18 protein-coding genes are annotated in these 18,499 nt (G+C 58.3%); 11 read left to right on the forward strand and 7 right to left on the reverse strand.

Annotated elements, in window-relative coordinates; all coding sequences use genetic code 11:
• Nucleotides 1-7: 7 nt before the first annotated feature.
• Both puuR and puuD read right to left on the reverse strand, forming a co-directional pair.
• Nucleotides 8-565, reverse strand: coding sequence for an HTH-type transcriptional regulator PuuR (gene puuR / locus JK621_RS08885; protein WP_006320460.1), 558 nt, complete (start codon nucleotides 563-565; stop codon nucleotides 8-10).
• Nucleotides 562-1,323: a gamma-glutamyl-gamma-aminobutyrate hydrolase gene (gene puuD / locus JK621_RS08890; protein ID WP_212559474.1), complete on the reverse strand. Its 762-nt coding sequence runs from the start codon at nucleotides 1,321-1,323 to the stop codon at nucleotides 562-564. The genes puuR and puuD overlap by 4 nt, the downstream gene beginning before the upstream one ends.
• A gap of 239 nt (nucleotides 1,324-1,562) precedes the next feature.
• Between puuD and JK621_RS08895 the strand changes: the two genes are divergently transcribed.
• The 6 genes from JK621_RS08895 (at nucleotide 1,563) to JK621_RS08920 (ending at nucleotide 8,363) form a co-directional block, all read left to right on the forward strand.
• A complete protein-coding gene (locus JK621_RS08895) occupies nucleotides 1,563-2,981 on the forward strand; it encodes a glutamine synthetase family protein (RefSeq protein ID WP_212559475.1) in 1,419 nt (472 codons plus the stop codon).
• A gap of 318 nt (nucleotides 2,982-3,299) precedes the next feature.
• Entirely contained in the window at nucleotides 3,300-4,670 is a 1,371-nt protein-coding gene (locus JK621_RS08900; protein ID WP_212559476.1) for an APC family permease, read from the forward strand.
• Nucleotides 4,671-4,761: 91 nt separating this feature from the next.
• On the forward strand, nucleotides 4,762-5,655 hold the full coding sequence (gene yddG, locus JK621_RS08905) for an aromatic amino acid DMT transporter YddG (RefSeq protein ID WP_212559477.1): 894 nt from the start codon (nucleotides 4,762-4,764) through the stop codon (nucleotides 5,653-5,655).
• 72 nt (nucleotides 5,656-5,727) lie between these two features.
• Nucleotides 5,728-6,000, forward strand: coding sequence for a hypothetical protein (locus tag JK621_RS08910; RefSeq protein ID WP_212559478.1), 273 nt, complete (start codon nucleotides 5,728-5,730; stop codon nucleotides 5,998-6,000).
• 208 nt (nucleotides 6,001-6,208) lie between these two features.
• The gene (locus JK621_RS08915; RefSeq protein ID WP_212559479.1) at nucleotides 6,209-7,087 is read left to right on the forward strand and encodes a glycosyl transferase; all 879 of its coding nucleotides are present in this window, start codon (nucleotides 6,209-6,211) and stop codon (nucleotides 7,085-7,087) included.
• A gap of 394 nt (nucleotides 7,088-7,481) precedes the next feature.
• Complete coding sequence (locus JK621_RS08920) at nucleotides 7,482-8,363, forward strand: nucleoside-specific channel-forming protein Tsx (protein WP_212559480.1); 882 nt, start codon at nucleotides 7,482-7,484, stop codon at nucleotides 8,361-8,363.
• Nucleotides 8,364-8,415: 52 nt separating this feature from the next.
• Here the strand turns inward: JK621_RS08920 and JK621_RS08925 are convergent, their stop codons facing one another.
• Nucleotides 8,416-8,595, reverse strand: a complete 180-nt coding sequence (locus tag JK621_RS08925) for a hypothetical protein (protein ID WP_006320432.1) — start codon at nucleotides 8,593-8,595, stop codon at nucleotides 8,416-8,418.
• Between the two features lie 467 nt (nucleotides 8,596-9,062).
• Between JK621_RS08925 and JK621_RS08930 the strand changes: the two genes are divergently transcribed.
• The gene (locus tag JK621_RS08930; RefSeq protein ID WP_212559481.1) at nucleotides 9,063-9,572 is read left to right on the forward strand and encodes an anti-virulence regulator CigR family protein; all 510 of its coding nucleotides are present in this window, start codon (nucleotides 9,063-9,065) and stop codon (nucleotides 9,570-9,572) included.
• A 129-nt stretch (nucleotides 9,573-9,701) separates the two neighbouring features.
• The gene (locus tag JK621_RS08935; RefSeq protein ID WP_212559482.1) at nucleotides 9,702-10,232 is read left to right on the forward strand and encodes a chorismate mutase; all 531 of its coding nucleotides are present in this window, start codon (nucleotides 9,702-9,704) and stop codon (nucleotides 10,230-10,232) included.
• Nucleotides 10,233-10,241: 9 nt separating this feature from the next.
• On the opposite strand, the gene JK621_RS08940 is transcribed toward JK621_RS08935, so the two are convergent.
• The 4 genes from JK621_RS08940 to hutC form a co-directional block, all read right to left on the reverse strand.
• Nucleotides 10,242-11,777 (reverse strand): serine hydrolase domain-containing protein, encoded by a 1,536-nt coding sequence (locus JK621_RS08940; protein WP_212559483.1) that lies wholly within the window; start codon nucleotides 11,775-11,777, stop codon nucleotides 10,242-10,244.
• 335 nt (nucleotides 11,778-12,112) lie between these two features.
• On the reverse strand, nucleotides 12,113-12,913 hold the full coding sequence (gene hutG, locus JK621_RS08945; protein WP_212559484.1) for an N-formylglutamate deformylase: 801 nt from the start codon (nucleotides 12,911-12,913) through the stop codon (nucleotides 12,113-12,115).
• Nucleotides 12,910-14,133, reverse strand: a complete 1,224-nt coding sequence (gene hutI, locus JK621_RS08950) for an imidazolonepropionase (protein WP_212559485.1) — start codon at nucleotides 14,131-14,133, stop codon at nucleotides 12,910-12,912. The genes hutG and hutI overlap by 4 nt, the downstream gene beginning before the upstream one ends.
• Nucleotides 14,134-14,293: 160 nt before the next feature.
• The gene (hutC, locus tag JK621_RS08955; protein WP_432761930.1) at nucleotides 14,294-15,010 is read right to left on the reverse strand and encodes a histidine utilization repressor; all 717 of its coding nucleotides are present in this window, start codon (nucleotides 15,008-15,010) and stop codon (nucleotides 14,294-14,296) included.
• A gap of 339 nt (nucleotides 15,011-15,349) precedes the next feature.
• Between hutC and JK621_RS08960 the strand changes: the two genes are divergently transcribed.
• From JK621_RS08960 to JK621_RS08970, 3 genes are all read left to right on the forward strand, one after another.
• Nucleotides 15,350-16,720 (forward strand): formimidoylglutamate deiminase, encoded by a 1,371-nt coding sequence (locus JK621_RS08960; RefSeq protein WP_212559487.1) that lies wholly within the window; start codon nucleotides 15,350-15,352, stop codon nucleotides 16,718-16,720.
• Nucleotides 16,720-17,283: a HutD/Ves family protein gene (locus JK621_RS08965; protein WP_212559488.1), complete on the forward strand. Its 564-nt coding sequence runs from the start codon at nucleotides 16,720-16,722 to the stop codon at nucleotides 17,281-17,283. Before JK621_RS08960 ends, JK621_RS08965 begins: the two co-directional genes overlap by 1 nt.
• A gap of 230 nt (nucleotides 17,284-17,513) precedes the next feature.
• Nucleotides 17,514-18,494 (forward strand): ABC transporter substrate-binding protein, encoded by a 981-nt coding sequence (locus JK621_RS08970; protein WP_212559489.1) that lies wholly within the window; start codon nucleotides 17,514-17,516, stop codon nucleotides 18,492-18,494.
• Nucleotides 18,495-18,499 lie beyond the last annotated feature (5 nt).

The raw sequence follows: 18,499 nt of genomic DNA on the forward strand, positions 1-18,499 counted from the left end.
CCGTTGATCAGAATGTCGTCGGCGTATGGGCGCTGATAATCCGGCAAATCCGCGCCGACGTGTTGCTGAAACTGTGGGGAATGCCGGTGTTGATGGCGTAGCTCTGGCCGGCCAACAGGTGATAGTTCTGCCCGTTGACCTGCAGCAGCACTTCGCCTTCCAGCAGGGTGCCGATCTCTTCCCCCTGATGTTTGATGCGTTCGCCGGTGGTGGTGCCCGGCTCGTAGGTTTCGATCATCATCGCCAGCGTGCGGTTGGGGTCGCCGTTGTGAATCAGCTTCATCGACACCCCCTGGCTGCCAATCTCGATCAGGTCTTCATGATCGATGACAATCCGCGTCTCATCCGGTTTTTCCGGCTCGGCGAAAAACGCCGACAGCGACAGCCCATACACCGTCAGCAGTTTTTGCAGCGTGCTGATGGCCGGGCTGACCTTGTCCTGCTCGATAGTGCTGATGGCGCTGTGGGTTAATCCAGACAGTTCGGCGGCGCGGCGCTGTGACAACCCTAATTGCTGGCGGATCTGCGACAGACGTTTTCCCGGTGCCAAGCTGACATCGCTCATAGGCGTTTTTCCTTTTGGTAGTGCCGGCAAGCGGTAATGAAGCCATCAAACAACAGGCGCGACAGGGCGTACTCCTCACTGTTCCATTCCGGGTGCCATTGCACGCCCAGCGCGAAGGGCTGGTCACGCAGGCTGATCGCCTCCACCAGCCCATCGGCGGCGTGGGCTTCGATGCGGACGTTGGGGCCGAGGGTTTTTGCCCCTTGCCCGTGCAGTGAGTTGACCCAGAATCTGTTGCAATCCGGTATCAGTTGCGAAAGTAGCCCACCTTCCTGAACGATGACTTCGTGGGCGGGGGCGTATTGTTGATCCAGCGGCAGGTCGTGGTCTTCACGGTGTTCGAGCAGTTCGGGCAGTTCGAACAATCGGCGATGCAAAGCGCCTCGGGTGGCAACCACCATCTCTTGCATGCCGCGGCAAATGGCGAAAAGGGGAATGCGCCTGTCGAGCGCATGGCGAATCAGCGCCAGGCTCAATTCATCTCGCCCGGGATCGGCGTCAGGCTCATCGCCGTTTTCACCATAAAGGTGCGGCTGCACGTTACTGGGGCTGCCGGGCAGCAAAATGCCGTCGAGGTGCGGCAGCAATTCTTCCAGCAGTGCGGGCTCCGCCAGCGCGTGTGGCAGGGCGATCGGCAACCCTCCGGCGGTGATGACTGCATTCAGGTACTTTTCTTGCAAGGTCTGAGTGAGATGCTCGTTTAACCTATACCTGCACATCACTACGCCGACCATCGGTCTGTTAAATATATTGCCCATACTGTCCCCTTGGGTTGTTCGAAATTATGAACGATAAGCTTCTCCAGTACCATTTTCGTTCAATATTTTATAAATCTAGCAGTCAAATGGGCAATATTCAAACTCAAATTAACACTTGCAAAACAAAATTGTTGCAACTATGTTTCATTGGTGGGCATTATATTGAACGCGATGGTCAAAAAATATCGACGGCAATAGGTGTGGGAACCACTGACAAAAACATAAATGGCGGGTGAATCATGCAGACCAACATAGTAGAAGTGGAAAACTTTGTTCAGCACAACGAAGAAAGGCGAAGTAGCGCGTTCCAGCGTGAAGTGAAGCAGTACCTGGAACGTTATCCATTGACTCAGCACGTTGACGTTCTGCTGACCGATCTCAACGGCAGCTTCCGCGGCAAACGCATACCTGTCGGTGGCCTGAGCAAGCTGGAGAAGGGCTGTTACTTCCCGGCCTCGGTGTTTGCGATGGATATTCTCGGTAACGTAGTAGAAGAAGCCGGGCTGGGGCAGGAACTGGGTGAGCCGGATCATATCTGTGTGCCGGTGCCAGGCACGCTGACGCCGTCGGCGGCGGATCCGCAATATATCGGCCAGGTACTGCTCACCATGCTGGATGAAGATGGTACTCCCTTTGACGTTGAACCGCGTAATGTGCTGAACCGAGTGTGGCAGCGTTTGCGTCAGCGCGGGCTTTCCCCCGTAGTAGCGGTAGAGTTGGAGTTCTATCTCATCGATCGCCAGCGCGACTCGGAGGGCTATCTTCAGCCGCCGTGCGCGCCGGGTACTCAGGAGCGCAATACCCAGAGCCAGGTGTATTCCGTCGACAACCTTAATCACTTCGCCGACGTGCTGAGCGACATCGACGAGCTGGCGCGTTTGCAGGGCATCCCGGCGGACGGGGCGGTGGCGGAAGCCTCTCCCGGCCAGTTTGAGGTAAACCTGCATCATACCGATAACGTTCTGCAAGCCTGCGATCACGCGTTGGCGCTGAAGCGCCTGATCCGCATGGTGGCGGAAAATCACAACATGCACGCCACCTTTATGGCCAAGCCCTATGAAGAACACGCCGGCAGCGGCATGCACGTGCATATCAGCATGCTCGACAAACAGGGCAACAACGTATTGGCCGATGACGACGGCGAGGACTCCGTGCTGCTGAAGCAGGCGCTGGCGGGGATGATCGCCCTGATGCCTTCTTCTATTGCGCTGTTGGCGCCCAACGTTAACGCCTATCGCCGCTTCCAGCCGGGCATGTACGTGCCGACCCAGGCTTCCTGGGGCCATAACAACCGCACCGTGGCGCTGCGCATCCCCTGTGGCGATCGCGACAATCACCGCGTGGAGTACCGCGTTGCCGGTGCCGATGCCAACCCTTATCTGGTGATGGCGACCATTTTGGCGGGCATTGTTTACGGGCTGGAAACGCCGCTGCCGCTGCAAGAGCCGGTGACCGGCAACGGATTGGAGCAGGAAGGACTGGCGTTCCCGATCCGCCAGAGCGATGCGCTGTACGAGTTCGAGCACCAGCCGGTGTTGAATGCGCTGCTCGGCGAAAGGTTCAGCCATGTTTACCTGGCCTGCAAAACGGATGAAATGGTGCAGTTCGAGCGCCTGATCACCGAGACCGAAATCGAGTGGATGCTGAAAAACGCCTGACACCGCTCAATCCGAACCTACCGCGCGCGTCTGGCGCATTTGCGCCGGCTATCCTGTGGCCTGCGAAGCTGCGCGTCGCGGTACCGCATTTCTTCCATACAGGCGTACAGGACGCCGGCGAGGAAATAATCATGACAGCCATTACCCTTCCGTCAGTCAGCGCGGGCGTTTGCCCGTGCCGCAGTGAATACGGGCCATTCGCTGGCCGAGCTCGTTTACTTTCGTATCGCTTTTCCCGCCGCCCGAGCAGCAGTTCCCCCGCGGCCTCTCTGAATGACGTTAAACGGTTACCAGCAGAGGACAACGAGGGGAAGCGCTATGACGATTAATGCCACTGACCGTAATCCGGCGGCCAAGCCGCAACTGCGCAAAACCCTCAAGCTGTGGCAGGTGGTGATGATGGGCCTGGCGTATCTGACGCCGATGACGGTGTTCGATACTTTCGGCATCGTGTCCGGCGTCACCGACGGCCATGTGCCTTCTTCCTACCTGTTTGCGCTGGCCGGGGTGCTGTTTACCGCCATCAGCTACGGCAAGCTGGTACGCCAGTTCCCGACCGCAGGTTCTGCTTACACCTATGCGCAGAAAGCAATCAACCCGCACGTCGGCTTTCTGGTCGGCTGGTCCTCGCTGCTGGATTATCTGTTCCTGCCGATGATCAACACGCTGCTGGCGAAAATTTACCTGACCGCGCTGTTTCCCGAGGTGCCGCCCTGGATTTGGGTCGTGGGGTTCGTGATCATCATGACGGCGATTAACCTGAAAAGCGTCAATCTGGTGGCGAACTTCAATACGTTGTTCGTACTGGCCCAGGTGGCGATTATTCTGGTGTTTATCTACCTGGTGGTGCACGGCCTGCACAGCGGCGAAGGGGTAGGAACGGTATGGAGTTTGCAGCCGTTCATCAGCGAGAATGCGCATTTGTTGCCGATTATCACCGGCGCTACCATCCTGTGCTTCTCGTTCCTCGGTTTTGATGCGGTCACCACCCTGTGTGAAGAAACGCCCAATGCCGCCAAGGTGATCCCGCGCGCAATTTTCCTGACAGCGCTGTACGGCGGGGTGATCTTTATCAGCGTGTCGTTCTTTATCCAGCTGTTTTTCCCGTCCATTCAGCGTTTTCACCAGCCGGATGCGGCGCTGCCGGAAATCGCGCTGTACGTGGGCGGCAAGCTGTTCCAGGCCATCTTCCTGTGCACCACCTTCATCAACACGCTGGCTTCCGGCCTGGCTTCGCACGCCAGCGTTTCACGGCTGCTGTATGTGATGGGGCGCGATAACGTGTTTCCGGAAAAGTTCTTCGGCTATATCCACCCGAAATGGCGCACGCCGGCATTGAACGTGCTGATGGTCGGGCTGGTGGCGCTGTCCGCGCTGTCTTTTGATCTGGTCACCGCCACGGCGCTGATCAACTTCGGCGCGCTGGTGGCCTTCACCTTCGTGAATCTGTCGGTTATCAGCCATTTCTTTATTCGCGAGGGGCGCAACAAAAGCTGGAAGGACCGGTTCAACTACCTGATCCTGCCGCTGATTGGTGCGCTGACGGTGGCGGTACTGTGGTTGAACCTGGAAAAAAGTTCTCTGACTATGGGGCTGATCTGGGCAGCGCTGGGCTTTGGATATCTGGTGTACCTCACCCGGCGTTTCCGCCAGCCACCGCCGCAGTTTGAGCGGCAGCCGCAGCAATAACGAAATCAGGCGGGGTTTCCCGCCTTTCTTTTTCTGCCGCCCGGCAGTAGAGTGAAAATTCTGATAAAAAATAATCCATTGGACCCTCTTCATGTTTCCTTTACCCATCCAGCATAAAGCCACGCTGTTCGGTTTATTGGCGATCCTGCTGTGGAGCAGCGTCGTCGGTCTGATACGCAGCGTCAGCGAAGGGCTGGGGCCGATTGGCGGCGCGGCGATGATCTACAGCGTCAGCGCGGTGTTTCTGCTGCTGGTGCTGCGTTTGCCGAATTTGCGCCATTTTCCCCGTCTTTATCTGATCCTCGGCAGCCTGCTGTTCGTCAGCTATGAGATCTGCCTGTCGCTGTCGCTGGGCTATGCCAATACCCGTCTGCAGGCGATAGAAGTGGGGATGATCAACTATCTCTGGCCCTGTTTTACCGTGCTGATGGCGCTGGTGTTCAACGGGCAGAAAGCCAAATGGTGGCTGTTGCCCGGGCTGTTGCTGTCGCTGTTCGGCATTGGCTGGATCATGAGCGGCGAGGGCGGATGGTCGCCGGCGCAGATGCTGGCGAATGTACGCAGTAACCCGCTGAGTTATTCGCTGGCTTTTGGCGGCGCAGTGATTTGGGCGCTGTATTGCAACCTGACCAAAAAAATTGCGCAGGGCAGCAACGGCGTGGTGCTGTTTATTACGCTGACCGCCGTGGCGCTGTGGCTGAAATATGCCTTCAGCGACGAAAGCGGCATGCAGTTTACCTGGCCGGTGACCCTGACGCTGCTGTGTGCCGGTATGGCGATGGGGGCCGGCTACGCGGCGTGGAACGTCGGTATTTTGCACGGCAACATGACGCTGCTGGCGACGGTATCCTATTTTACGCCGGTGCTGTCGGCGGTATTTGCCGCGCTGGTGCTCGATACGTCGCTGACGGTCACTTTCTGGCAGGGCGTGGCGATGGTCACGCTCGGTTCGCTGATCTGCTGGCGGGCAACCCGTGGAAAGTAACGGAAATTTTCAGTCGACCCTGGGATAGTGGGCTAGAATTTAACTATCGATTGTGCCTGAAGGAACATAAAAATGAGAGACGATATCCAATTCATTCAGCAGCCAGTGATTGACGATGAAAACTATATGCGCGGTGATACTGTGCGCCTGACCACCGCTAACTTGCGCCATGAGTACCAGCTTGATGTCGGCATTCTGCGCCGGGAAGGCAAGTTGATTTTCGGCTCCGTGGTTGCCGCTGCGCCGAAGGTGGACATTCCCCCTAAAGAGTGGGAGGTGGCTCCGGGGCAGGAAGTGGTCTTCCGCCAGGAAAATATTGCCAAAGCGGTGCCGGGGGCACGCTGAAGAGTGAGCATCCGTTCTGTATTTTCTCAAAATAAGGGCGGGCACGCCCGATTGATTTGGTTATTTGTTTTTAAAATTCAATGGATTGCGTAAAATTATTGTTTTCTGACCTTAAAGGGAATGATAAGGGTTTCTATTCGCCATTAGAATATTCTGATAGTTGTTGTTAATATTACAGAATGATGTGGCTTATAGGGATGTTGACTGAATGACCATGACTCAACCGGCAAATACCGCGCTTGTTTTTATTGGTTGTGATCCGAATGATTGCGATCTGGAACAGATGATGGTTCTGGAATATAGCCTGCGCAAACATGCATCCATTCCCGTCCATATCGAATGGATGAGGCTTTCGCGGGATCCTGCCAGTTTCTGGCACTCCAACGGCGCCGGCGCGGGTTGGAATACGGAATGCTGGGCTACCCCTTTTTCGGCGTTCCGCTGGGGGATTCCTGCATTCTGTAATTTTCAGGGGCGCGCATTCTATTCGGATGCCGATGTTTTGTATCTCAGCGACATTGCGGAGATTTGGCATCATCCAATGGAAGAGGGGAAAGCCGTATTAGCGTCGGGCATCGGCAAGGATTTACGGCTGGGGGAAATGCTGTGGGATTGCGAAGCCGCGGCGCATTTTCTGCCGCCGCTCGAAGAATTGCGCCGTGATCGGCATGGCCATAAAAAGATGCAGCAGTTCTTTGAACAACATCCTGAATATGTTGAACCCCTGGCGCCGGAGTATAGCAATCTCGACGGTGACGACTTGCCGCTGGAAGCGTTAAAGGCATTGCATTACTCAGACATGGGGAGCCAGTTTTCTCACCGCTTCTCGCTGCCACGCCTGCAATCCGAAAACCGTTGTCATTGGTTTGACGGCAAAATTTACAGCCATTACCGCGACGATCTGCGTGAACTGTTTGAGCAGTACTATCACGAAGCGCTGGCGGCGGGTTACACCCTGGAGCAGTACCGCAATCCGCAGCTTTTCGGTCACTTTAACAAGCAATCGCAAAAGCGGTATGACGGCAATACCATTACCCGCAAGAAGAAACCCTTTCTGCAGCGTATGTTCAGCACTATGTTCGGTTAACGCTGCCGGTGCTTTCCATCGCCAACGCTCTCATCTTGCCTGTCCCTCCCTCTCTGCCGGTCAATTCGTTCCGGCTTTTTAACCTCGAAAATGTCATCTGCATTTATTTTGGGTGTCGTACACAATTGGCACAAAAACTGCTTTATAAATCGCCGTGCATGACAAAAATCACATCGATCGTGAATTTGCATGAAACATAATTTGACAAATGTGAACGCAATCGATTACCTATTCGCAAAATGCATAACTGGATCACAGATTATTACACTCAGTGATTTCTATAATGCGCGCGTCGCCGAGAAACAGTCAGCGGGGGCAACGCCAGGTGTCGTCAGACTCATTGTCATCTTTTCTAACGGGCAGGAAATGGCCCTTTAAGCATGTGGTAATAAAAATGAAAAAAATAGCTCTAGCAGCAGGCGTATTGCTCGCAACGTCTTACAGTGCATCATCAATGGCTGATAGCAAAGACAGCCAATTCGTCTCGGATTGGTGGCATCAAAGCGTTAACGTGGTGGGCAGCTACCACACCCGTTTCGGGCCGCAGTTGAACAACGATCTGTATCTTGAATACGAAGCCTTCGCCAAAAAAGATTGGTTCGATTTCTATGGTTACGTCGATGTGCCTAAGTTCTTCGGTGTCGGCAACACGCCGGACCGCGGGATTTGGGACAAGGGTTCACCGCTGTTTATGGAGATTGAGCCGCGCTTCTCCATCGACAAGCTGACCGGCACCGATCTGAGCTTCGGGCCGTTCAAAGAATGGTACTTCGCCAACAACTATATCTATGACCTGGGCCATAACGCCGACGGCCGCCAGAATACCTGGTACATGGGCCTGGGTACGGACATCGATACCGGCCTGCCGATGAGCCTGTCGATGAACATCTATGCCAAATACCAGTGGGAAAACTATCAGGCTGCCAACGAGAACAGCTGGGATGGTTACCGCTTCAAGGTGAAATACTTTGTGCCGTTGACCCAACTGTGGGGCGGAAACCTGAGCTACATCGGCTTCACCAACTTTGACTTCGGTTCCGATTTGGGCAAAGACAGTCACTGGACCGACGGCACCGGCAAACAGGTTCGCACCAGCAACTCGATTGCTTCCAGCCACATTCTGGCGCTGAATTACGATCACTGGCACTACTCGTTCGTGGCCCGTTACTTCCATAACGGCGGCCAGTGGCAAGATGGCTCGGAGATCGGTACGCCGCAGGGCCCAATCAAATCTACTGGCTGGGCCTATTACCTCGTGGCCGGTTATAACTTCTGATTTTCCGTGGTATCAGAAACAGAAAACCCCGCTTTGCGGGGTTTTTTTGTTATCACTGCGCTTGTTCACCCGGTAAATGTCTCACCGGCATAAATAATCGTCCTTTGATTACATGGCATTCATTATCGATCCAATGGATAATTTGTTCACTGCTCACGCCTTCGGATTGAGCGTAGCGGTGAAGATCGCCGTTAAAGTGCTGAGTGATATATTCCATGAGGGTCATTTGCATGTCTTTTGCTCCTGAACGCCCACCCGTTGCCAACTGGCCACCGCGGGAGGTTAAGGTTTCTCAGACGCTGAATTTAAAGTATTGGCTACCAAATCTCAACATAAAGCACCAGGACGGTGCGACAGACGTCAAATTTAGTAAAAAAAGAATCCCGCACGGAGAGGCGGGAAGCATTCAGTTTATCATTCTGGACGATAAAATAAGATTTGAGGTGCGACGAAAAAGAGCAAACTAACTCTTTTTGTTACCTTTCCAAACTACTGGAAGGCTTATTTCGCTGCAAGAAAAATTTCGTCGCGAAGCTCGGTTTTTTCGAATTGTTTTGGCCGGAACAATCTCTCATCGCTCTCCTTGCTCTGGCCGGCCCGGCCGCCTTTTCACTGCTCACAATCTCGGAGTTTTCCTTATCCTTTATGGGGGGAATTACCGCTATAGTTAATGTAATACCCCAGGCAGGAAGTTATGACATGAACAAAAAACGTACTACTCTCACGGCGCTGGCGCTGATTGTTTCGCTGGGTTTGTCTTCTGCGCCGGCGTTCGCCGATAAGGGCGGCAATGGCCACGGTAATGGCAATGGCGGCGGTCACGGGAATAGTCAGGGCAACGGCAACGGCAATGGTCACGGCAATGGCAAGAGCGGCGATCACGTCAAGGGCAATAAAGACGACGGCTACAGAGCCAAAGGTAACGAACACGATCTGGTGTCGGTGAATATCTCTCACGAGCGGGTGCGTTCGCTGGCGCTGAATTACGGCCTGACCGGTTATCGTTCTCTGCCGCCGGGCATTGCCAAGAACCTGGCACGCGGCAAACCGCTGCCTCCAGGCATCGCCAAGAAAATGGTGCCGTCTTCAATGCTGCGCGATCTGCCGTCCTATCCGGGTTACGAATGGCGCATTGCCGGTGACGACCTGGTGTTGGTGGCGTTGAGCACCGCCATTGTAGCCTCGGTGATTAACGGCGTGTTTGACTAACGTCCGGCGTTTTCGACTTAAAGCCTCGCTTCGGCGGGGCTTTTTTCTTTCCGAGGGAGAGTTGCCTGAGCGGCGGCGATTGTGATGAACTCTGCTTTCTTTATTTGGGCAAACAAAAAGGAAAGGGTTATGTTCAGAGCGTTAGTGTTCGTCTGCTGTCTGGCCAGTTTTTCCGCGCTGGCAGGCGACGGGACGCCGCTTGGCGAATTGGTCAACCAGCGTCTGTCTTATATGAAAGATGTCGCCGGTTACAAAGCTCGGCAGCACTTGCCGATCGAGGATCTTACGCAGGAAGCCAAGGTGCTGGCCAGTACAGAGGCGGAGGCGGGCAGATTAGGGTTGGACCCGCGCTCGGTGCGGCCGTTTATCGTGGCGCAGATGGACGCCGCCAAGGCGATTCAGTACCGCTATCGCGCAGACTGGCTGGCGACGCCGGAAAGCGGTTGGCAACCGCGCCCGCTGGACAGCGTGCGGCCGCAGATCGCCGAGTTAAGCAACCGCATTCTGCAACGGCTGGCGCAGCAATTAAAAGGCGGCCCCTTGACGGAACAGGCGCGTGGCGCTTTTGTCGGCGCCCTCAATCAGGCTAATCTCAGCGACGCCGACAAGCAGCGGTTGTTCACCGCCTTGCTGGCAGTCAGGGCCGGCAAGACGGGGTGAGCGGCGTAGTTAATCGTGGCCGGCGCTGCCGCGCTGAAAGGTCAGCACCCGGCTGCGGTTGGCGATCAGATCCACGCTGTAACCGCGAAAATACAGACAAAAGCGCTTTAGCCACGGGCCGTCGCTGCTTTCTACCAGCATGCGGCCGTGGCCGAGCGAACTGATGGTGCCGGTCTGCGCCGCCGGACCCACGCCCATGAGCACCCGATCGCCGCAAATCTCGAAGGCAGTGCGGTACTGCGGATGATACCAGAGACCCTGCACGTGCTTCAGGCAGTCACCGTTGGGCGTTACCGGCAGGAAGCTGCGCGTCACGTGGCCCACTTCGCCTTCAACCGCTTCACCGGTCCATTTCAGCCGCATTGGCATATGGGCAGAAAGCGACACCGCATAGCCGTCATCGGCGCGGTAAAGCGGCTCGCCGATCCCCAAATAGCTCAGGTTACCGTCCTCCACCTCCAGCCAGTAAGGCTCTGCCACCGTGGCGTAAATGCCGTCGGGAATGGCGGTGCTGCGCTGCGGCAGCGCCTCATCGAGCAGGGCGGCCATCACCTGTAGCGCCATGCCAAAGCTGTCGCAATCCTCGCGGTTGGCCACCAGCGCCACCCCAGCCTGCCGATCGGGCGTCAGCAGAAAATAGCTTTTGTAACCGGCATGCGAGCCGCCGTGGCCCAGTAACCGATGTGCGCCGAGCGAGGTTTGCGCCAACCCCAGACCGTAAGCGCTGAGCTGGCCCTGATTGAGCCGCCGTGGGGCGCCAAGCTGCGCCAGCACGCCGTGGCCCGGGCCTTCATCAGCCAGCAGCGTTTGCAGCCAACGGGTGAGGGCATTGGCGCTGCCGGTCAGGCTGCCGGAGGCGGACAGGTGCAGGCCGGCGCTGGCCAGTTGCCAACCTTGCCGTGAACGCCAGTAGCCGGGTGCCAGCCCAGGCACCACGTCAAACCAGCTTTCCGGTGCCCGCAGCTGAACCTGCAGCGGCTCGGCAATATGCCGTTGCACCAGTTGATCGAAGTCATGGCCTTTGGCTTTTAGCGCCGCTTCAACCAGCCGGTATCCGGTATTGGTGTAGGCCACTTCGCTGCCGGCAGGATAGTTTAGCCCGCGCAGCCCCTGCAGAAACTGCATCACCGGCTGTGCATCGCTGCGGGTATGTACCGAGATACCGAGCAGCCCCAGGGTTTCACGCACGTCGGGCAGCCCGCTGGTCATGTCCAGCGCCTGGCCGACGGTCACGTCCGCCAGCGGGGCATGCAGCTCAGGCAGTAAATCGCCGAGGCGATCGTGCAGACTGAGGGCATTGTCGGTGGCGTTCAGCGCCAGTGCGGCGAAGATGTGCTTGGTGATCGAGGCGTAGCGCACCACGCTGTCGGCGGTAAAGGGTGTATTTTGCGCCAGGTCGGCCAGGCCGGCGCTGGCGGTCGCCCGTATCTGCCCGGCGTCGAACAGGGTTATTGCCCCACCGGGTTCGCCATCGGAGCGCCAATTCGCCAACAGACGATCGGCAACGGCCTGTGCGGCGCGCCAGTTTAACGGGGTTTCAGACATGGTAGCCTCCAGAGTGGGGGATCAATTTTGGGCTTTGGACCGCGCACCCGGAACCCTGGCAGCCAAGGTTGCCGGGGAGAGGTTGACGGGATTTATTCCCGGGCAATGGCCGGGCTTTTCGGCAGATTGTGGCGCACCCTGGGATCCCTATGCCGCTGTTTTGTGCGCTGTTCCGACCAGATTCAAGGGTTTTCATTCAAACTGCGATGCAGCACGCAAATTGAGGCGGGAGCCGGAAAGGAGGCATGCTTTATGCCGCAAAATCAGGAGACGAAGCGACGTCCTGGTGACGCCGGGGCGAGAGGAGCCGCCCCGGCCAGGGCATAAGCGCTGGGTTAACGCGGTAGTTCGCAGGACAGCAGGCTATCGATCATTTGCTTCAGCAGGCGCTGCAAAGCGGCCGCCCGCTGCGGCTCGAAGGCAAAAGGATACTGTTCGGACATGTAGTTGACCTGCGCCAGCTCCAGTTGAATCGCATGCTGCTGTTGTTGCGGCTGGCCATAAGCACGGGTGATATACCCGCCTTTAAAACGGCCGTTAAGCACGTGCGTAAACTGCTGTTGTTGTTCGCAGCAGGCCACCAGGCGATCGCTCAGCGCCGGGGCGCAGCTTTCACCGCCGTTGGTGCCCAGGTTGAGATCCGGCAGCTTACCGTCGAACAGCCGCGGGATCACCGAGGCGATGGAGTGCGCGTCGAACAATAGCGCGTAGCCGTGTTTGGCTTTCAGTCGCGCCAGTTCATCCTGCAGTTGCTGGTGGTAGGGCTGCCAGACTTGCTGTAAATAACCGGCCCGCTCTTCGTCCGACGGCGCTTTGCCTGGCAAAAAACTCGGGCGGCCGTCAAACAGCACGTCAGGGTACAGGCCGGTGGTCGCGGTGGTATACAGCGGCTTATCGTCCGCCGGGCGGTTAAGGTCGATGACGAAGCGCGAGTAGTTGCCGACCAGCACGCTGGCACCCATAGCGCGAGCAAAATCATACAGCTGCGGAATGTGCCAGTCGGTATCGGGCAGCGGCCGCGCCTCTTCGGTCAAACCGGCTTCGACCGCAGGCGTCAATCGGGTGCCGGCATGGGGAATGCTGATCAGCAGCGGCAGGCTGCCGGCCTGGAAATCATAGGGATCGCGAATGGTCATTGACGTACTTCTCCTCGGAAAATCACCGTACAGGGCAGTTGTCCACCCAACCAGTAAGCCAGTTCAGCCGGCCGGGAAAGTGGCCAGTGCACAAAATCCGCCACCTTGCCGGTTTCCAGCGTGCCGTGGCTGTCCTGCAGGCCCAGCGCTTTGGCCGCATGAACCGTGACGCCCGCCAGCGCTTCTTCCGGCGTCAGACGGAACAGCGTGCAGGCCATGTTGATCATCAGGCGCAGCGACAACGCCGGGGAGGTGCCCGGGTTGGCGTCGCTGGCGATCGCCATTGCCACCCGGTGCTTGCGGAACAGATCCACCGGCGGGCACTGGGTTTCGCGCAGCAGGTAATAAGCGCCGGGCAGCAGCACCGCAACGGTACCGGCATCGCCCATCGCCCGTGCATCTTGCTCGGTGGCATATTCCAGGTGATCGGCGGAGAGCGCATGGTGATGCGCCGCCAACTCGCTGCCGCCGAGGGCGGAAAGCTGTTCGGCGTGCAGCTTCACCGGCAGGCCGGCGGCTTCGGCGGCGGCGAACACCCGCTCAACCTGCGCCGGCGAGAACGCCAGATGCTCGCAGAAGGCGTCAACCGCATCCGCCAGCCCGGCGGCAGCGGCCTGAGGAATAATGGTGTTGCACACCAGATCGATATAATCGTCGGCGCGGTTGGCGTATTCCGGCGGCAGCGCGTGGGCCGCCAGGCAGGTGGTTTTCACCTCTACCGGCAGCGTTTCGCCAAGCCGGCGCGCCACGCGCAGCATTTTCAGCTCGCTTTCCGGCGTCAGCCCATAACCGGATTTGATCTCCACGCAGGTCACGCCTTCCGCCAGCAGCGGCCGCAAACGGAACAGCGCTTGCTCGAACAGCGCCTCTTCGTCGGCATCGCGCGTGGCTTTGACCGTGGAAATGATGCCGCCGCCCTGGGCGGCGATCTCGGCATAACTCGCGCCGTTCAGGCGCTGTTCGAATTCACCGCTGCGGTTGCCGCCGAACACCAGATGGGTATGGCAGTCGACAAAGCCCGGCGTGATGATGCCGCCGTCGAATTTCACCCTTTCATCGGCGATCAGCCCCGCAGGCAGCGCGGCATATTCGCCCACCCAGACGATTTTCCCTGCGCGCACGGCGATCGCGCCATCGCTGAGGGTGTGATACTTGCCGTCGCGCATGGTGACGATGTCGGCCCCGTGCCACAGGCTGTCGCAGTGAATCTCAGACGTCATTGCTTTCCTCCGCCGGAGCCTTGGCTCCCACATGGTTGTATATACAATTAAAAACAACCTAGCGCATTCACCGGTTTGTCACAAGAGGCGGGGTAAAAATTTGTTATCGGGGTGTGATCGCGCAGAGAAGGCGGGCGCAAAGGCTGCACCCGCAGAGGGATTAAACGTCGCTGGTGAAACGGCCGAACAGCTGATAGCGGCTGCCGGGGTACAGCAGGCGCGCCGAGGTGACGACGTTTTTGCCGGACCAGGTGCGGCGGTGAATCAACAGCCCCGGTTCGTGATCTTCCAGTTGCAGCAGGTCGCGCTCCTGGCGGGTCGGCACTACCGCTTCCACGATGTGCTCGCCGGCGGTCAGCGGGGCGGCTTGCGTCAGGTAGATATACGGCGTCACGCGGTCGAAATCCTGCTTCATGTAATCGGGCGCCACTGCCGGATTGACGCAGCGGTCTTCCACCTGCACCGGCAGGTCGTTTTCGTAATGCACGATCTGCGAATAGAACAGCTGTTGGCCGGGTTGGATACCCAGCGCCAGCGCTTCTTCTTCGCTGGCCGGGCGCGCTTTCAGCTGCAGGATCTTGCTGCTGTGACGATGGCCGCGAGCGGCGATTTCGTCGGCGATGTTATGCACTTCCAGCAGCGCGGTATGCGCCTTAGCCTCGGCGACGAAGGTGCCGACGCCCTGCATGCGGATCAGGAAACCTTCGCTGGTCAGCTCGCGCAGCGCGCGGTTGATGGTCATGCGGCTGACGCCCAGTTCCGCCACCAGTTCACTTTCAGAGGGCACGCGCTGGTGCGGCAGCCAATGGCCCGCACGGATTTGGTTTACGATCGCCTGCTTGACCCGTTGGTAGATCGGGGCGGGGGTATCGCTCATTGCAGCAGCCAGTTGTAACAGGGTCTGTTGATCCACCACGACGTTAACCTCGTCAAATAAAAAAATAATAACACCAGTTTACTGTTGATGTCGGCGTATGTATATGTATATACAACTATACCCATCATACTTGAAATTGCCGCTGTGTTGGCTGCGCTCACTTACCCGAATCGCTGACTTCAGTAAGCTCATCGGATAAGCGCTCTTGCCGCCGTGATGCAACTCCAATTATCCAGGGTATAAGGCCCGGTTCGCCACAGCAATGCGATCGGCCTGTGCATTTTCGGATGCGTGATCCTCGCGCGTTATTAGCCGTTACACTAACAGTGGAATACTGCCATGCCTGCTTATTTTGCCTCACGCGCTCTGCTCCCTGAGGGGTGGGCGCATAACGTCCGTCTGGACGTCGATGCGCACGGTCACCTGGCTCAGGTGATTGCCGATTCAGATCCCGAAGGCTGCATTCGCCTGCACGGCGATGTGGTGCCGGGCATGCCGAACCTGCATTCCCACGCCTTTCAACGTGCGATGGCCGGGCTGGCAGAGGTCGCGGGCAACCCGCAGGACAGCTTCTGGACCTGGCGCGATCTGATGTATCGCCTGGTGCAGCGGCTGACCCCGGAGCAGGTGGAAGTTATCGCCCGACAACTGTATATCGAAATGCTGAAGGGGGGATATACCCAGGTTGCCGAGTTCCACTATCTGCATCATGGCGCCGACGGCAATCCTTACGCCGATCGCGGTGAAATGACCGGCCGGCTCAGCCAGGCGGCGCAGCAGGCCGGGATCGGCATGACCCTGCTGCCGGTGCTGTACAGCTACGCCGGTTTTGGCGCCCAGCCCGCCCAGCCGGGGCAGAAACGTTTTATTCAGGACGCGGACAGCTACCTGCAACAGCAGCAGGTGATAGCTCGCCAATTGGCGGACCAACCGCTGCAAAACCAAGGCCTGTGCTTCCACTCCTTGCGTGCGGTGGAACTGAGCCAGATGCAGCAAATCCTGGCGGCGTCGGACAGCGCCTTGCCGGTGCATATTCATATCGCCGAGCAGCAAAAAGAGGTCAACGATTGCCTGGCCTGGAGCGGCCAACGCCCGGTGGCCTGGCTGTATGAGCACATGCCGGTTGACTCGCGTTGGTGCCTGGTGCACGCCACCCATCTCGATCGCGCAGAGCTGGAGCAATTGGCGCGCAGCGAGGCGGTGGCCGGCCTGTGTCTGACCACCGAGGCCAACCTGGGCGACGGCATTTTCCCCGGTGACGCGTATCTGCACCATCAGGGCCGCTGGGGCATAGGTTCCGACAGCCACGTGTCGCTCAACGTCGTGGAAGAACTGCGCTGGTTCGAATACGGCCAGCGGCTGCGCGATCAGCGCCGTAACCGCCTGACCACGCCGCAACAACCGGCGGTGGCGGATGTGCTGTACCAGCAGGCATTGCAGGGCGGGGCGCAGGCCTGCGGCGCGCCAATCGGCCGTTTGCAGAGCGGCTACCGTGCAGACTGGCTGGTACTGGATGGCGACGATCCTTATCTGGCCGCCGCACCCGATGCCTCGATCCTCAATCGCTGGCTGTTCGCCGGCGGCAAAGAGCAAATCCGCGACGTCTTCGTTGGCGGCCGTCAGGTAATCGAACAGGGGCGCCACGCGTTGCAACAGCAAAGCAGTGCGGAATTCCTGCAAGTACTGAAAACTTTCCAGCAGGAGGCGTGATGAACCTGACCCGTTTTGATTTTGATTCCCTGCCGGTGACGCCTTGGCGCAATGGCGGCGGCGAAACCCGCGAGATCGCCTGCTGGCCGGCGGGCGCGCCAGACTTTGACTGGCGCGCCAGCATCGCCACCATTGCGCAGGACGGCCCATTTTCGGCATTTGACGGCATCGACCGCTCGATTACCCTGCTGGAGGGCGACGGCGTGCATTTGTTCAGCGCCGGGCAAATCGATCACCGATTGTCGCAGGTCGGTGAACCGTTCGCCTTTTCCGGCGACGTGGCGTTGAACGCCACGCTGCTGGGCTGCGCCAGCCAGGATTTCAACATCATGACCCGGCGCGGGCGCTGGGCGGCCAAGGTGCAGCGCATCACCGCCGGCATGGCATTGCCGGCAGGCCACGCCGGTGTGCTGTATGTGTTGCAGGGAACCTGGTCGCTGGCGGGCGGTGTTACGCTGTCGGCGCGTCAGGGCGGCTGGTGGCCGGCCGAACATCACGGCGGGCAGTTGACGCCGCTGGCGAAAGAGAGTCTGGCCCTGTGGGCCGATATTCACCCGGTTTAATCCGCTTACCCGGCAAGCGGCGCCCTTGCTCCAATTAGGTGCGCCGCCTGCGCCATCATGATTCACCCGCACCTGCCATCACCCTGCTGAAACCCGTTTCTCCGCCGCCCACGCCGCTTGCGCGTTTGGCACAGTCTTTGCTCCAGTCACCTCTCTTGTATAGACAAGACTATACAGAGTCATTCTGGCGCCCGCGATGGGGCGCTTTATCGGCAAGACAGGAGCACAGCATGAGCAAGGGTTTTTCCGTGAAAACGGCTATGGGGACACTTTCGATCCTGGCGGCAGCGACAGGGTTTTGCGGTTTGACGGCGGCGCAGGCGGCCGATACGCCGGTGGCGATTGGCATCTCCGGCTGGACCGGCTTCGCCCCGTTAACGCTGGCAGACAAGGCCGGGATTTTCAAAAAGCATGGCCTGGATGTCGATCTGAAAATGATCCCGCAGAAAGACCGCCATCTGGCGATCGCCTCCGGTGCGGTGCAGTGCGCCGCCACCACGGTGGAAACCTACGTCGCCTGGAACGCCAACGGCGTGCCAATCACTCAAATCGTGCAGTTGGATAAATCCTACGGGGCCGACGGGCTGGCGGTGCGCAACGGTATCAGCAGCGTGGCGCAGTTGAAGGGCAAGACGGTGGGCGTCGATGCGCCCGGCACGTCCTCCTATTTTGCGCTGGCGTGGATCCTGGACAAAAACCACATGACGCTGAAAGACGTCAAGCTGGCCACCTTGTCGCCGCAGGCCGCGGCGCAGGCTTTCAATGCCGGGCAGAACGACGCGGCGATGACCTATGAACCTTACCTGTCGACGGTTCGCGACAACCCCAAGCAGGGCAAAATCCTGGCCACCACGCTGGATTACCCGATGGTGATGGATACGCTGGGTTGCACGCCGGACTGGTTGAAGAAAAACCCGCAGGCGGCGAAAGCGCTGGTGGAGAGCTATTTCGACGCGCTGGACATGATCAAGGCGCAGCCGGATAAATCTTACGAAATCATGGGCGCCGCAGTGAAGTCGAGCGGCAAGCAGTTTGCCGAGTCCGCCGGCTATCTGCGTTGGCAGGATCGCGAGCAGAACCGCAAGTTCTTCAGCGGCGAAATCGCCGATTTCAGCAAAGAGGCCGCGGCGCTGCTGCTGGAAATGCGCGTGATCCGCAAACTGCCGGACATCGGCACGCTGTATGACGCCAGCTACGTAAACCAGCCATGAAGGAG

It is taken from the genome of Serratia plymuthica (assembly GCF_018336935.1).
Taxonomy (GTDB): domain Bacteria; phylum Pseudomonadota; class Gammaproteobacteria; order Enterobacterales; family Enterobacteriaceae; genus Serratia; species Serratia plymuthica_B.